17 protein-coding genes are annotated in these 14,607 nt (G+C 73.2%); 6 read left to right on the forward strand and 11 right to left on the reverse strand.

The window, feature by feature from the left end; all coding sequences use genetic code 11:
* Nucleotides 1-187: 187 nt before the first annotated feature.
* From BM051_RS05315 to clpS, 6 genes are all read right to left on the reverse strand, one after another.
* Complete coding sequence (locus BM051_RS05315) at nt 188-1,138, reverse strand: PLP-dependent cysteine synthase family protein (protein ID WP_092528725.1); 951 nt, start codon at nt 1,136-1,138, stop codon at nt 188-190.
* 4 nt (nt 1,139-1,142) lie between these two features.
* On the reverse strand, nt 1,143-1,421 hold the full coding sequence (locus BM051_RS05320) for a MoaD/ThiS family protein (RefSeq protein ID WP_092528727.1): 279 nt from the start codon (nt 1,419-1,421) through the stop codon (nt 1,143-1,145).
* Nucleotides 1,422-1,498: 77 nt separating this feature from the next.
* Nucleotides 1,499-1,960, reverse strand: a complete 462-nt coding sequence (locus BM051_RS05325) for a M67 family metallopeptidase (RefSeq protein ID WP_092528729.1) — start codon at nt 1,958-1,960, stop codon at nt 1,499-1,501.
* A gap of 62 nt (nt 1,961-2,022) precedes the next feature.
* Nucleotides 2,023-3,045 (reverse strand): P1 family peptidase, encoded by a 1,023-nt coding sequence (locus BM051_RS05330; RefSeq protein ID WP_092528731.1) that lies wholly within the window; start codon nt 3,043-3,045, stop codon nt 2,023-2,025.
* Nucleotides 3,046-3,048: 3 nt separating this feature from the next.
* A complete protein-coding gene (locus tag BM051_RS05335; RefSeq protein WP_092528733.1) occupies nt 3,049-3,606 on the reverse strand; it encodes a DUF2017 domain-containing protein in 558 nt (185 codons plus the stop codon).
* The gene (gene clpS / locus BM051_RS05340; protein WP_092528735.1) at nt 3,603-3,887 is read right to left on the reverse strand and encodes an ATP-dependent Clp protease adapter ClpS; all 285 of its coding nucleotides are present in this window, start codon (nt 3,885-3,887) and stop codon (nt 3,603-3,605) included. The genes BM051_RS05335 and clpS overlap by 4 nt, the downstream gene beginning before the upstream one ends.
* A 98-nt stretch (nt 3,888-3,985) precedes the next feature.
* Between clpS and BM051_RS05345 the strand changes: the two genes are divergently transcribed.
* The 4 genes from BM051_RS05345 to BM051_RS05360 all read left to right on the forward strand — a co-directional run bounded on the left by BM051_RS05345 (nt 3,986) and on the right by BM051_RS05360 (nt 7,525).
* The gene (locus BM051_RS05345; RefSeq protein WP_092528737.1) at nt 3,986-5,281 is read left to right on the forward strand and encodes a nicotinate phosphoribosyltransferase; all 1,296 of its coding nucleotides are present in this window, start codon (nt 3,986-3,988) and stop codon (nt 5,279-5,281) included.
* A gap of 20 nt (nt 5,282-5,301) precedes the next feature.
* On the forward strand, nt 5,302-5,874 hold the full coding sequence (locus BM051_RS05350; RefSeq protein WP_092528739.1) for an isochorismatase family protein: 573 nt from the start codon (nt 5,302-5,304) through the stop codon (nt 5,872-5,874).
* A gap of 72 nt (nt 5,875-5,946) precedes the next feature.
* Nucleotides 5,947-6,588, forward strand: a complete 642-nt coding sequence (locus BM051_RS05355; RefSeq protein ID WP_092528741.1) for a bifunctional 4-hydroxy-2-oxoglutarate aldolase/2-dehydro-3-deoxy-phosphogluconate aldolase — start codon at nt 5,947-5,949, stop codon at nt 6,586-6,588.
* A gap of 82 nt (nt 6,589-6,670) precedes the next feature.
* Nucleotides 6,671-7,525: a patatin-like phospholipase family protein gene (locus tag BM051_RS05360; RefSeq protein WP_092528743.1), complete on the forward strand. Its 855-nt coding sequence runs from the start codon at nt 6,671-6,673 to the stop codon at nt 7,523-7,525.
* Between the two features lie 38 nt (nt 7,526-7,563).
* Here BM051_RS05360 and BM051_RS05365 read toward each other — a convergent pair whose 3' ends face one another.
* Nucleotides 7,564-8,697: a cytochrome P450 gene (locus BM051_RS05365; RefSeq protein ID WP_092528745.1), complete on the reverse strand. Its 1,134-nt coding sequence runs from the start codon at nt 8,695-8,697 to the stop codon at nt 7,564-7,566.
* A complete protein-coding gene (locus tag BM051_RS05370) occupies nt 8,694-8,954 on the reverse strand; it encodes an acyl carrier protein (RefSeq protein WP_092528747.1) in 261 nt (86 codons plus the stop codon). The genes BM051_RS05365 and BM051_RS05370 overlap by 4 nt, the downstream gene beginning before the upstream one ends.
* A gap of 68 nt (nt 8,955-9,022) precedes the next feature.
* On the opposite strand from BM051_RS05370, the gene BM051_RS05375 reads away from it, so the two are divergent.
* Together BM051_RS05375 and BM051_RS05380 are read left to right on the forward strand one after the other, a co-directional pair.
* Nucleotides 9,023-10,489, forward strand: coding sequence for an amino acid adenylation domain-containing protein (locus tag BM051_RS05375; protein WP_208325818.1), 1,467 nt, complete (start codon nt 9,023-9,025; stop codon nt 10,487-10,489).
* A gap of 30 nt (nt 10,490-10,519) precedes the next feature.
* Nucleotides 10,520-11,614 (forward strand): class-II aminoacyl-tRNA synthetase family protein, encoded by a 1,095-nt coding sequence (locus tag BM051_RS05380; protein ID WP_092528749.1) that lies wholly within the window; start codon nt 10,520-10,522, stop codon nt 11,612-11,614.
* Nucleotides 11,615-11,621: 7 nt separating this feature from the next.
* Here the strand turns inward: BM051_RS05380 and BM051_RS05385 are convergent, their stop codons facing one another.
* Genes BM051_RS05385 through BM051_RS05395 form a run of 3 tightly spaced genes read right to left on the reverse strand, consistent with a single transcriptional unit; the run spans nt 11,622 to nt 14,583 of the window.
* A complete protein-coding gene (locus tag BM051_RS05385; RefSeq protein ID WP_166677547.1) occupies nt 11,622-12,536 on the reverse strand; it encodes a UbiA family prenyltransferase in 915 nt (304 codons plus the stop codon).
* On the reverse strand, nt 12,497-13,489 hold the full coding sequence (locus BM051_RS05390) for a 4-hydroxy-3-methylbut-2-enyl diphosphate reductase (RefSeq protein ID WP_092528753.1): 993 nt from the start codon (nt 13,487-13,489) through the stop codon (nt 12,497-12,499). The genes BM051_RS05385 and BM051_RS05390 overlap by 40 nt, the downstream gene beginning before the upstream one ends.
* A complete protein-coding gene (locus BM051_RS05395) occupies nt 13,486-14,583 on the reverse strand; it encodes a polyprenyl synthetase family protein (RefSeq protein WP_092528755.1) in 1,098 nt (365 codons plus the stop codon). The genes BM051_RS05390 and BM051_RS05395 overlap by 4 nt, the downstream gene beginning before the upstream one ends.
* Nucleotides 14,584-14,607 lie beyond the last annotated feature (24 nt).

The raw sequence follows: 14,607 nt of genomic DNA on the forward strand, positions 1-14,607 counted from the left end.
CTGTGTTGAACGGCGAGCTCGCACGCTCGCTCGCGGACCCCTCCTCGCTGGCACTCGTCGGCGACGTTCGCCGGACCACTGTGTTCCATGGTGCGCTCGCAGGCTCGCTCACGGACTCCAGGTTAGGCCCGCGACCACACCGGGGCTTCCGGTGAAAACCCGGAGATCGTCCCTGGGCCACCGGGCGTCACGCCCAGAGCTGGCCGTCCAGCCGCTCGGCCGCCTCGTCCAGGGTGCCGCTGTAGGCGCCGGTGGACAGGTACTTCCAGCCGGCGTCGGCCACCACGAACGCCACGTCCGCCGGCTCGCCCCGTGCCGCGGCCTTCTCGGCGACGGCCAGCGCGGCGTGCAGCACCGCGCCGGTGGAGATGCCGGCGAAGATGCCCTCGTGCTCGAGCAGCTGGCGGGTGCGGCGCAGCGCGTCGTAGGCGCCCACCGAGTACCGGCCGTCGAGCACGTCGGGGTCGTACAGCTCGGGCACGAAGCCCTCGTCGAGGTTGCGCAGTCCGTACACCAGCTCGCCGTACCGCGGCTCGGCCGCGATGATCTTCGCGTCCGGCTTGTGCTCGTGCAGGTAGCGCCCGACGCCGACGAGGGTGCCGGTGGTGCCGAGTCCGCCGACGAAGTGCGTCAGCGTCGGCAGGTCCTCGAGCAGCTCGGGACCGGTACCGGAGTAGTGCGCGTCGGCGTTGGCCGGGTTGCCGTACTGGTAGAGCATCACCCAGTCCGGGTTGGCCTCGGCCAGCTCCTTGGCCCTGCGGACGGCCTCGTTGGACCCGCCGGCGGCCGGGGAGAACACGATGCGCGCGCCGTAGGCCTGCAGCAACTGCCGGCGCTCGGCCGAGGTGTTCTCCGGCATCACGCAGATCAGGCCGTAGCCCTTGAGCTTGGCGGCCATGGCCAGCGAGATGCCCGTGTTGCCGGACGTCGGCTCGAGGATGGTGGCGCCGCGGCGCAGCCGGCCGTCCCGCTCGGCGGCCTCGATCATCGCCAGCGCGGGGCGGTCCTTGATCGAGCCGGTGGGGTTGCGGTCCTCGAGCTTGGCCCAGAGCCGGACGTCGGGCGTCGGCGACAGCCGGGGCAGGCCGACCAGCGGGGTGCCGCCGAGCGCGTCGAGCAGCGACTCGTAACGGGCCATGGGCTCAGCGGGACCCGCCGGCCACCGCGGGCAGGATGGTCACGTTGTCGCCGTCCTGGACCTTGGCGTCCAGGCCGCCGGCGAAGCGCACGTCCTCGTCGTTGACGTAGACGTTGACGAAGCGGTGCAGCTTCTCGTCCTTGACCAGGCGGGCCTTCAGGCCGCCGTGCCGGGCCTCGATGTCGTCGATGACCTCGAGCACGGTGCTGCCGTTGGCCTCGACGGACTTCTGGCCGCCGGTGTGCGTACGCAGGATGGTGGGGATCGAAACGGTGACGGCCATGGATCTACCTCCGCTGGTTCGGGCCGGGTTCTGCTGAGGGCAGACGTTCGGGAACACCCTGGTATTCCCGGCGGGTGTCACGCGTCGGGCGTGTCGTCCCGCCCGGTGTGGGCGAACATGTACGACTCCAGGATCTCGACGGACTCCTCGGTGACCACGCCGTCGACGATGCGGTACGAGCGGAACTCGTGCTCGTGCGGGTCGCGGGTGGAGACCAGGACGTAGTGGGCGTCCGGCTCCTGGGCGAGCGAGATGTCGGTGCGGGAAGGGTACGCCTCAGTCGCCGTGTGCGAGTGGTAGATGACCACCGGCACCTCGCCGTTCGCGTCCATCTCGCGGTAGAGCTTCAGCAGGTCGCCGGAGTCGAACTCGTAGAACGTCGGCGAGCGGGCGGCGTTGAGCATCGGGATGAACCGCTCCGGCCGGTCACTGCCCTCGGGGCCGGCGATCACGCCGCAGGCCTCGTCCGGGTGGTCCCTGCGGGCGTGCGCGACGATCGCGTCGACGAGGTCACGGCGGATGCGAAGCACGCCGCACATCTTACGGGTTGGACATCGGCTGTTCACACAGTGAGACGAGCCACGTCAGTGCCGCTCCGGCGTCAGCGCTCCTCGAACGCCTCGGGCCAGAGGTCGCGGTAGGCGCGCAGGCCCGCGGCGGCCCGCGCGGCCAGCAGGCCGTGCACCATGGCGCGGGCGAACACCCTGGCCGCCGCGGCGCAGAGCGCGTCCAGCGCCGCCGCGCGGGCGGCCGGGCCGATCCGGCCGCGCGCCTCCGGCAGCTCCCTCCGCCCGGTCGCCAGCGCGAACACCGTGTCCCCGTCGAACATCGTGTGCGCCGGCCGCACCGCACGGGCCAACCCGTCCTGCGCGGCCACCGCCAGCCGCCGGCACTCCGCCTTCGACAGCGCCGCGTCCACCGCCACCACACCGATCGTGGTGTTCAGCTCCGGCGCGGTGACCACCGGCCGCTCGGCCGCGCGCCGCGGCCACGCCGGCACGCCGAACTCGCCGCCGACCTCGTGGTCGGCCGCGAACGGCATCCCGGTCCCGTAGTCCACCGCCTCCCCGGCCGCGTTCACCGCCGCGATCGCGCCGACCACGCCCCCGCCGTCCACCTCGCTGGCCGTACCGATGCCACCCTTGAGCGAGCCGATCCGCGCCCCCGCGCCGGCACCCACGTTGCCCTGCGCCACCGGACCATCGGTGGCGGCGGCACAGGCGGCGTGGCCGAAGGCCGCGTCCGGGCGGTTGCCCCACGCGCTGCGCGGCAGGTCGAACAGCACGGCGGCCGGCACGATCGGCACCACCTCGTGCGGCTCGGCCCCCACCGGGTAACCGAGCCGCCGCTCGCCCAGCCAGCGCACCACCCCGTCGGCCGCGGCCAGGCCGTAGGCGCTGCCGCCGGAAAGGCACACCGCGTTGACCCGCTGCACCAGGTTCTCCGGCTCGAGCAGGTTGGTCTCCCGGGTGCCGGGCGCACCACCACGCTGGTCGACCGCGCCGGTGGCCTCGTCCGGCACCAGCACCACCGTGGTGCCGCTGGCCCAGCCGTCCCCGAGCCGGTGGTGGTGGCCGACCAGCACCCCCGGCACGTCGGTGATCGCGTTGTGGGGCCCGGTCATCGGCTACTCGGCCAGCGCCTGCACCAGGCTTTCCTGCACCCAGGTCAGCCAGTGGTACACGCCGAGGTGCGGGGCCCGCGGGTCGTCCTCGGGCAGCTCGTCGGGCATGTCCTCGGTGACGTCCAACGCGGTGCCCAGCGCCAGCCGGACGTCGTTGAGCGTCGACAGCCACGCGTCGGCCTCCTCGAGGCTGAGCTTGACGTCCCCGCCGGAGGGCGGCAGCGTGCGCAGCAGCACCTCCGCGACCCCGATCTTCGCCGTCAGCACCTCGGGCTCGTGCAGGGAGCGCAGCGCGGCCGCCGAGTCCAGCGCCTCCTTCGTCGGGTTGTCCGGGTCGAGCCGGTGGAAGTCGGGCAGCAGCCGGGACAGCACCGGGTCGTTCGGCGACTCCGAGGGGCCGGTACGGATCCCGGTCAGCTCGGCCAGCTCGTCCTGCGGCGCCTCCTCGGCCCGCGCGCGCAGCATGTCGTCGACCTGGCTGACCAGGCCACGCAGCACGGCGGCCTCCTGCTGCTCGAAGCCGGCGACGACCCTGGCTCCCTTGCGGCGCCAGCTCCTCACGGCTGCTCCATCGTGGCCCACAGCCCCGCGGCGTGCAGCTTCGCGACGTCGCCCTCCACCTTCTCCTTGGTACCGGAGGACACCGCGGCCTTTCCCTTGTGGTGCACGTCGAGCATCAACTTGGTGGCGTGCTCCCGGCTGTACCCGAAGATCTTCTGGAACACGTAGGTAACGTACGACATCAGGTTCACCGGGTCGTTCCACACGATCGTCTGCCACGGTCTGTCCTCGGCACCCACATCGGCACCGAGTGTCTGTTCGGCCTCGACAGGCGTGGTCATATCCCCATGGTGTCACGGACCGCACCGGGTGTGGCGCGGCAGGGCGACCGTGTGAGTGATGGGATCATCGTCGCGGGTAACCGCCTAGGCTCTGCCGCATGGTTGTCGATCCCGCCGCGCCGAGCACGGCCCTGCTCACCGACCACTACGAGCTCACCATGCTGGCCAGCGCGCTGGCCGACGGCACCGGCGACCGCACGTGCGTGTTCGAGGTCTTCGCCCGCCGGCTTCCCGACGGCCGCCGCTACGGCGTGGTCGCCGGCACCGAGCGGTTGCTGTCGGCCATCACCGACTTCCGGTTCACCGACGCCGAGCTGGCCCAGCTGGAGGCCACCGCCGTCGTCGGCGCGGACACCCTGGCGTGGCTGGCCGACTACTCCTTCTCCGGCGAGATCGACGGCTACCCCGAGGGAGAGCTGTACTTCCCTGGCTCCCCGGTGCTCACCGTGCGCGGCACCTTCGCCGAGGCCGTGGTGCTGGAGACCCTGGCGCTGTCGATCCTCAACCACGACAGCGCGATCGCCTCGGCCGCCGCGCGGATGACCGGTGCCGCCAACAGCCGGCCGATCATCGAGATGGGTGGCCGGCGCACCCACGAGCACGCCGCGGTGGCCGCCGCGCGCGCCGCGTACCTCGCCGGCTTCGCCGCCACCTCGAACCTGGAGGCCGGCCGCCGGTACGGCATCCCCACCCGCGGCACCGTCGCGCACGCGTTCATGCTGCTGCACGACGACGAGGAGGAGGCGTTCCGGGCGCAGGTGCGCAAGCTCGGCGCGGACACCACACTGCTGGTGGACACCTACGACATCACCGCCGGGATCGAGGCCGCGGTCCGGGTCGCCGGCGCCGAGCTGGGCGCGATCCGCATCGACTCCGGCGACGTCGGCCCGCTGGCCCGCAGGGCCAGGGAGCAGCTCGACGCGCTGGGCGCGAAGGACACCCGAATCATCGTGTCCGGCGACCTCGACGAGTACGCGATCGCCGCGCTGCGAGCGGAGCCGGTGGACGCCTACGGGGTGGGCACCTCCGTGGTGACCGGCTCCGGCGCGCCGACCGCGGGCATGGTCTACAAGCTGGTCGAGGTCGACGGCCGGCCGGTGGCCAAGCGCAGCGCGTACAAGGAGTCCCGCGGCGGCCGCAAGGCCGCGCTGCGCCGGCACAAGGAGACCGGCACCGCGCTGGAGGAGGTGATCCACCGCGCCGGTGAGCCGCCCGAGCGCGGCCCGCACGACCGGGAGCTGCAGATCCCGCTGATGCGGAGTGGACAAATCGTCGACGACCTGCCCACCCTGGATGACGGAAGGCAACGCCTGCGCCGGGCACTGGTGAGCCTGCCGTGGGAGGGACTGAAGCTCTCCTCCGGCGAGCCCGCGATCCCGACGGTGTTCCGCTGACGAGAACGGAAGGTCGCGAGATGGCTACCGCACTGATCGTGGTGGACGTGCAGAACGACTTCTGCGAGGGCGGGGCGCTGGCCGTCGCCGGGGGCGCCGCGACCGCCGCCGACATCTCCGCCCACCTCGCCGAGAGCGACTACCCGTACGTGGTGGCGACCCGGGACTACCACATCGACCCCGGGGCGCACTTCAGCGAGCGGCCGGACTTCGTGCGGTCGTGGCCACCGCACTGCGTCGCCGGCAGCCCCGGCTCGTCGTTCCACCCCGAACTGGACGTCGGCCCGGTGCGGTCCGTGTTCTCCAAGGGCCAGTACAGCGACGGCTACTCCGGCTTCGAGGGCCACACCGGCACCGGCGAGGGCCTCGCCGACTGGCTGCGCGAGCGCAGCGTCGACACGGTCGATCTCGTCGGCATCGCCACCGACCACTGCGTGCGGGCCACCGCGCTGGACGCCGCCCGCGCCGGCTTCACCACCCGGGTACTGCTCGACCTCACCGCCGGCGTCTCCCGGTCCACCGTGGACACGGCGCTGGCGGAGCTGCGGTCGGCCGGGGTGGAGCTGGTGGGCACGCCCAGGGTCGCCTCGTGACGGCGGGGTGAGGTCGGTGGTGACGTCATCGTGAGGCAGTGGTCCCGGTGAGGCAGTGGTCAGAGTGAGGCAGTGGTTTCGGTGAAGCAGTGGCTGGACCGGTACCGCCTGGTGGTCATCCTGCGCGGCGACACGGCCGAGCACGTACCCGACAGAGCGGCGGTCCTCTACTCCTCGGGGGTGCGGCTGCTCGAGGTCGCCCTCACCACGCCGGGCGCGGTCGGGGCGCTGGCCGACGTCAGGCGCGAGCTGCCGCCCGATGCGAAGGTCGGCGCCGGCAGCGTACGGGTCCCCGCGGACGTCGACACCGCGGCCGACGCGGGCGCCGACTTCCTGGTCACCCCGACCGTGCGGCCCGACGTGCTGGCCAGGGCGGACGAGCGCGGCCTTCCGGTGCTGGCCGGCGCGCTGACCCCGACGGAGATCGACCAGGCGTGGCGGCTCGGCGCGGCCGCGGTGAAGGTGTTCCCGGTGTCGGCGGTGGGCGGGGTGGACTACGTGCGCGCGGTGCGCGCCCCGCTGCCCGACGTCCCGCTCGTGCCGACCGGGGGCGTGCGGTGCGCGGACGTGGCCGAGTACCTCGCCGCCGGCGCGGTGGCGGTGGCCGTCGCGACGTCGCTGCTGGGTGACGCGCTGGCCGGTGGGGACGTGGACGCGCTGGCCGCGAGGGCCGAGGGCTTCGTCACCGCGGCGGCCGGGTTCGCCCGGCACTGACACGCGCTCGGCGTGCTAGGGTCACGGCCACGGCCGCCCGCGCCGCCGGGCGGCGTACTGGGGTGAAGTCGCGGAGGTCGTCATGGCTGGCCGGGCGTTGGTCCTGGGCGCCGGGGGAATGTCGGGTGTCGCCTGGGAAGCGGGACTACTGGTGGGGCTGGCGGAGGCCGGCGTCGATCCGGGAGGCTTCGACTTCGTCGTCGGCACCTCGAGCGGCGCCATCGTGGCCGCGGCGCTCGGTGGCGATACCCGGCTGACCGACCTGTACGACCGCCAGTGCGGTCCTGGCTCGCCGGCCATGAAGCGGACGATGCAGATCGACGTGCCCGAGCTGGACCGGCGGCTCACCCTGGCGGTGGACGGCGCGCGGGACGGCACCGAGATGCGGCGCCGGATGGGTGAGCTGGCCCGGCGGGAGCAGCCGCTGCCCGCGGACGAGTTCCGCGCGCTGATCGCCGCCGAGTTGCCCGCCGACACCTGGCCCGAGCAACGGGTGGGAATGGTCGCGGTGGACACCGAGAGCGGCGAGCCGCGAATCCTGGAGCGGGCCCCCGACCTCCCGCTGGCCGACGTCGTGGCGGCGAGCTGCGCGATCCCCGGGGTGTGGCCCGCGGTCCCGCTGGGCGACCGGACGTACATGGACGCGGGCACGCGATCGAACGAGAACCTCGACCTGGTGACGGGCTTCGAGCGGGTGGTGGTGCTCTCGCCGTGCGGCGTGCACGCCCCCTCCCTCTGGATGGGTGTGTCCCTGCGGCGGGCGATGAAGCAGCTGCGCGCCGACGGGTGCGAGGTGCTCGTGGTGGAGCCCGACCTCGACACCGGCGACCACATCCGGGCGAACCTGCTCGACCCCACCGCCGGCGCGCCCGCCGCGCGCGCCGGCCGGGCCCAGGCCGGCGAGGTCGCCGGGACGGTGGCGGACTTCCTGGGCTGACCGGGAAACCGGAAGGCCGGCGACGCGCGGCGGTCGGCTCAGAGCAGCAACGGCAGCCGCACCGGCTGGCGGAAGGTCCCGCCCGCCACCGGGGGCACGCCTCCGCCAGGGGATCGGGCGGCGGGAAACCGGGCCAGGAACCGGCCGAGGACGTCCTCGGCGAGACCGAGCGCATACCCGCTGCCGGGGCAGGCGTGCGCGCCGTGCCCGAAGCTCACGCTCGCCGCCTGGCTCCGTTTGGGGTCGAAGGCCGCCGCGGCGGGGAACACCTCCTCGTCCCGGTTGGCGCTGGCCAGCAACACCTTCACCGGAGCGCCCTCGGGCAGCCCCACCCCGGCGAGGATGGTGTCCCTGGCGGCGAACCGCACGGTGTCGTGCTGCGGCGGCTCGTACCGCAACACCTCGCGCAGGAAGGGGCGCAGCAGCGCCGGCCGGCGGGCGATCCGGTCCCGCCACATGGGGAACCGCAGCAGGCACACCATCGCGTTGGCCAGCAGCGCGGTCGACGTCCGCGCCCCGGCGGCGAGCGTGAGCAGGGTGAGCGACACGGCCTCCTCCCGCGGGAGGTCACATCCGGCCAGCGCGCGCAGCAGCGATCCGGCCGGCGGGCGCCCGGCGAGCAGGTCCGCCAGGTAGCCGGCGAGCTCGGTCCGGGTGTGGCTGGCGGCGGCGTACCCGCCCCGGCTGCCGTCGAGATGCCGCAACAGGTGGGCGACCCGCGTGACGACGAAGTCGTGGTCACCCGGCGGAACACCGACGAACTCGGTGGTGACCAGCAGCGGGACCCGGGCGGCGACATCGGCGACGAACTCGACGGCCGCGCCCTCGCCGAGCCCGTCCAGCACCCCGGGCAGCACGCCCGCGGCGGCGGCCCGGAAGCCCCGGTTGCCGAGCCGACCGGCCAGCAGCGCCGCCAGCAGGGCCCGCTGACGGGCGTGCCGCGGACCGTCGAGGTCGAGCAGGGTCTCCCCGAACACCTGCCGGCTCACCCGGAACGGGTAGCGCACAGTGAAGTCGGCACCGGCGAGGCACGCCCGCACGTCCCGGTGCCGGCTCACGCAGAACATCCCGATCTCGGCCGCCCACCACACCGGCTGTTCGCGCCGCAGCCGGGCGTAGCTCGGCCAGGGATCGCGCTCGAAGTCCCGACCGAGAAAATCCAGTGGCCTCATTTCGGCTCGATGAACCGCGAATACATGACGTCGATGCTGGAGAACGCATCGATGGTCGCCGTTTCCAGGTCGATCTCCGCACCGAGCAGGTCCTCGAGGAAGATGACCACCCTGGTCATGCTCAGCGAATCCAGTGCGCCCAGGTCGAAGAGATTGTCCCCGGGGGCGATCGAATCCGTGTCGAACCCGGGCTTGAGCTCACCGACGAACTTCTTGAACCGGCGCTCGAACTCGGCCCGGTCGACGATTTCGGTCATCCGCGGCAAACTCCCCCAGCGTGCCGTTTCCCACACTTTCCCCGAACGGTACTTGGTAGACTGAACCGGTGCAAGGGGCGGCGACGTTCCACGACTACCTGCTCGCGCATTCCGCGATGGCGCCGACCGATCCGGCGATCGTCTCACCGCGCGCGAGCTGGACCCACGGGCAGCTGCGCGAACGGGTCCTGCGCTATGCGGCGGACCTGCACCGGCACGGGTTGCGCGCCGGCGACCTCGTGGTGCTGGAGTTCGCCCCGACGCCGGAGGCGGTCGCCCTGATGATCGCCACGGCCCGGCTCGGCGTCGTGTTCGTCCCGGTTGGTCCGGAGCTGCCGCCCGCCCGCAAACACCGGCTGCGCGCCCGCGTGGAGCCCCGTGCCTGGATCACCGCGGAGCGGCTGGTCTCCGGAGGGCTGGACCTCGGCGACCCCGTCGTCCCGCGCGGCCCGGCCAGGGCCCCCACCCCCGACGACGTCGCCTACGTCGTGTTCACCTCCGGCTCCACCGGCGAGCCGAAGGGCATCACCATGACCCACCGGGCGGTGGTCACCTGCTGGCGGGGGTTCGCCGGAATCGGTGTCGAACCCGGCGTGCGGTTGGGCAGCCCGGCGCCACTGCAGTTCGACTTCGCGCTGTTCGACCTCGGCATGGCGTTGGGCGCCGGCGGCTGCCTCGTCCAGGTTCCGAGCCTGCTCACCCACCAGCCCCGCGGGTTCGTCCGGTACCTGGCCAGGCACGGGGTCACCCAGGTCAACGGCGTGCCGTCGGTGTGGCGCGCGATACTCGCCGCCGAGGCCGCCCACCTGCTCCGGAGCACTCCGCTGCGCACGGTGGTCTGCGGCGGCGAGGACTTCCCGGCGTCCGGGTTCCGCGCCCTGCGCGCCGGCCGACCGGGACTGCGCCTGGTGCACGTCTTCGGCCAGTCCGAGTCCATCGCGTGCACGTACAAGGTCCTGCCCGATCCGGTGCCCGAGTGGCGCGGCCGCGCCCCGTGCGGCGGCACCGCGATCCCGGGCCTGCGCATGGCCATTGTGGACGAATCCGGGCGCGCGGTGACCGAGCCGCACGCGATCGGCGAGTGCTACCTCGCCGGCCCCGGCCTGTTCCGCGGCTACTGGCGCGACCCGGCGGCCACGGCGGACGCGCTGGTGCCCGGCCCGCCGGGCGGTCCCGCCGACACCGCGTTCCGCTCCGGCGACCTCGTCGTCCGGGACGAGCGGGGCGACCTGTACTTCGCCGGGCGCCGGGACCGGCGGGTCAAGGTGCTCGGCAACCGGGTCGAGCCGGGCGAGGTGGAGCTCCACCTCGCCCGCCATCCGGGTGTCGTACAGGCCGCGTGCGTGCTGACCGCGGACGGCGCCGGGCTCGTCGCCCACGTGCAAGCGGCGGGCGAGGTGACGGAGGAGGCGCTGCGCCGGCACTGCGTGACCCACCTGCCGCGGTACATGGTGCCGCACCGGTTCGTCCGGCACGACCGGCTTCCGGTGACGACGAACGGGAAGATCGACCACCGAGCCCTCGCCGTGACCTAACATGGAACAGCCGACATCTGGGGGTTGGGCGTGAACGGTGAGAACAACGGTGTGGTGCGGTACGTGCACCGGATGCCGGAGGGCTTCGCGGCCCACCAGACCAAACTCGTGGCCGACCGGCTCACGTACAGCGTCGAGGGCATCCACGCGATCGAGCCGGGTGCCGAGCCGCGGGAGCTCGTCGTCGACATCGACGCCGACCGCGTCGCGGATCTGGCCGTGCTGGACGAGCTGGCCGACGAGGTCGCCGGCGAGCGGCTGCGCGGGCAGCGCGTGGTCCGCCGCACCGACCCCGCCGAGCCCGGCACCAGCGCGCCCGCCCGGCTGGACCCCGTCCTGCACCGGGCGCTCGACCTGCTGTTCCTCGACCTCTGCCGGGCCGAAGGGGCCATCGAGCGGGCCTACCCCGCGGTGATCGAGCGCGCGGTGATCGACCGGTGCCGGTACCTGGCGCTCTTCCCGCAGAACGCGTACCTGGTCAGCGAGCTGCCACACGAGCGCGCGCTGCTGGCACGGGTGCGGGCGGGGAACGACCCCGCGCCGCTGAGCCGGCTGAGCGGCTACCTGCTCACCCCGGCGCTGTGCATGCACACCTACGCCGAACATGCCGACACGGAGGTGCGCGACCCGCTCGCCGTCACCGTGATCGGGCAGTGCTTCCGGCACGAGGCGTCCTGGCGGCTGAGCGCGCACCGGGTGCCCAGCTTCACCATGCGCGAGATCGTCTACCTGGGAGACCCCGGCTACGTGGAGCGGATCCGGGCGTCGCTGATGGACACCGTGTGGGAGCTGTTCACCGAGCTGGGGCTGCGCGGCCGGCTGGAGACCGCCAGCGACCCCTTCTACTTCGCCGAGGACACCCCGATGCGGCAGTTCCAGCTGCTCTCCCATGCGAAGTACGAGCTGGTCGCGGAGCTGCCCGGCGGGGAGACCTTCGCGGTGGCCTCGTTCAACAACGTCCGGGACAGCCTGTCCCACGCCTTCGGGGTGGTCGACGCGGCCGGGGCGCCGGTGCACTCCGGGTGCACCGGCTTCGGGATCGAGCGGTGGTCCCACGCGGTGCGCTCGATGCACGGCGACGACCCGCGGGGCTGGCCGGCGGAGATCCGCCGCCACTGCCGCTGACCTTCCGTCAGAGCACCAGGATGGCCGAGGCGAGCGCGATCGTGTACCACTGCTCGAACCGGCGCTGCGTGCGATGGTCCTCGCGGGGCGAGCGCCTGGTGAGGACCCGCACGGCGATCCACCAGCTCAGCACCGCGAGCGCGGCGTCCACCAGTGGCGCGACCGGCGGCGTGCCCGACCCGAACAGCAGGAGATGGGTGGCCACGGGGAGGCAGCCGAACCCAACCGCCAGGTAGTAGCGGGTGGCCGGCTGCCCGAACGCGACCGGGAACGTGGTGCGCCCGTTGACCACGTCGCCGTCGATGTCGCGCAGGTCCTGCAGCGGGATGAGGACCAGCACGACCACGGCGAGGGTGCCGATCCATCGCCACGCCAGCGGACCGATCGGCGCGACCATCTGCCACGCCGCGGCGAGTTGGCTGAGCACGCCGACGCCGATGGAGAGGTTCTTCCACAGCCAGTGCCGCTCCCAGCGCGCGACGGTGCTCAGCAGGTAGCTCCCCTCCCACAGCAGCGCCCAGGGCAGCACGCCCAACCACCAGCCGACGAGGGGGAACGCCACCAGCACGAGTGCCGCGCGGACCCGCGCACCCCGGTGGCTGCACTGCCCGGCGACCAGCGGGCGGTACGGCTTGTTGACCCGGTCCTCCTCGATCCCGAAGAGCTGGTTGGTCAGGGTGAATCCGTAGATGAACAGCCAGAAGTACAGCGCGCCCTTGCCGAACGCCGTGAGCAGCGCGGCTCCGTCCACCCCGGAGTGCCGCGCGGCGGCGACGACGAACGCGGTCGCCGGGATGACCGTGGTCCAGACGTCGTTGCGGATGAAGGAGTAGCTGAGCCGGGCCTCGTCCCACGCCCACCGGAGAACGGACGCCAGCGGGGTCAGGACCCGGGCCGTCGCCCGCGAGCCTGCGGCGCCCATCGAGTCGCCTCCCCCACAGCATCGGACTCGCGCGGCAACGCGAAGCGGAAGGTTTCCTCGGCGGTGGTGACCTCGGAGACGTCGGTCCATCCGGCGGCGGCCAGGTGATCGAGCACCCCGCGGACCAGGATCTCCGGCACCGACGCGCCGCTGCTGACCCCGACCGTGCCCGCGCCGGCCAGCCAGCCCGGGTCGATCTCCCCCGCGTGGTCGACCAGGTACGCCGACCGGGCGCCGGCCTGCAGGGCGACCTCCACCAGCCGGCGCGAGTTGGACGAGTTCGCCGAGCCCACCACCAGCACCAGGTCGCATTCCGGCGCCATCGCCTTGACCGCCACCTGCCGGTTCTGCGTGGCGTAGCAGATGTCGTCGCTGGGTGGGCTGTGCAGCTCGGGGAAGCGCCGGCGGAGCTGCTCGACCCGCTCCATGGTCTCGTCCACGCTCAGCGTGGTCTGCGACAGCCACACCACCCTCGACGGGTCCCGCACCGGCACGGTCTCGGCGTCCTCGGCGGTGTCCACCAGCCGCACGTGCTCCGGCGCCTCGCCCTGGGTGCCCTCGACCTCCTCGTGGCCCTCGTGCCCGATGAGCAGGATGTCGTAGTCCTGCTCGGCGTACCGTCGCGCCTCGCGGTGCACCTTGGTCACCAGCGGGCACGTCGCGTCGATCGTGCGCAGGTCGCGCGCCTTCGCCTCCTCGTGCACCGCCGGCGACACCCCGTGCGCGGAGAACACCACCAGCGCCCCCTCGGGCACCTCGGACGTCTCCTCGACGAAGATGACCCCGCGCTGACGCAGCGTGTCCACCACATGCCGGTTGTGCACGATCTCCTTGCGCACGTACACCGGCGGCCCGTGCTCGGCCAGCGCCCGCTCCACCGTCTCCACCGCCCGGTCCACGCCCGCGCAGAAGCCGCGCGGGCTGGCCAGCAACACCCGCCGCGGACCGGTCACGACGACCTCACCGTGGCCGCCGCGGCGAGGTCGAGCAGGGCCCGCCGCACCTCGTCGGGCACCGGGATCGCCGCCGCGGCGGCGAGGGCGCGCTCGTGGCGTTCCCTGATCATGTCCTCCACGGCCGTCAGCGCACCGGTGGCCGCGATGATCGACCGCAGGGTGGCGGCGCCCTCCTCGTCGAGCCGGTCGTTGCCGTGCAGCTCGGCCAGCTGGGCGGCCTGCGCCGCGGACACCCGCTGCCGGGCCAGCGCGATCAGTACCGTGGGCTTGCCCTCGCGCAGGTCGTCGAGCGTGGGCTTGCCGGTGACCGCCGAGTCGCCGAACACGCCGAGCACGTCGTCGCGGAGCTGGAACGCCTCGCCGAGCGGGATGGCGAAGTCCGAGTAGGCCGCCAGCAGCTCCGGGCCCGCCCCGGCGAGCACCGCGCCGATCTGCAGCGGCCGCTCGATCGTGTACTTGGCAGCCTTGAACCGGATGATGGTGAGGGCGCCCTCCAGCGTCCCGCCGGTGGCCTGGTCCAGCAGGTCGAGGTTCTGCCCGATCATCACCTCGGTGCGCATCCGGTGGACCAGCTCCTGGGCGGCCCGCACCCGCCGGTCGGGCAGCCCGCACCCGTGCAGCATCTCGTCCGAATAGGACAGGCAGAGGTCGCCGCAGAGGATCGCCACGCTCATCCCGAAGTGCGCCTCGCGGCCGCGCCAGGCGTGCCGGGCGTGCAGGTCGGTCAGCGCGCGGTGCAACGCGGGCTCGCCCCGGCGCAGCTCGCTGCCGTCCATGATGTCGTCGTGCATCAGCGCGAACGCCTGGAACAGCTCCAGCGCCGCGGCGGCCCGGACGATCTCGGCGCAGTCGGCGCCGCCGGCACCGCGCCAGCCCCAGTAGCAGAACAGCGGGCGGATGCGCTTGCCGCCGCCCAGCACGAATCGGCGCAGTAGCCGGAAGACCTCGTGCAGCGCGGGCGGGCTGGTGAACTCCGGCTCGCCACGGTCGAGGAACTCGGCGAGCTCGCGGTCCACCCGGTCGCGCAGCTCGGCCGGGGCGGGGACACGCGGGCCGGGCGAGCGCCGACCCGACGCCGTCGACGCGGTCATGTGCGTCACCTCCAGGGGTTGTCG

This window comes from Amycolatopsis arida (genome assembly GCF_900115565.1).
Taxonomy (GTDB): Bacteria; Actinomycetota; Actinomycetes; order Mycobacteriales; family Pseudonocardiaceae; genus Yuhushiella; species Yuhushiella arida.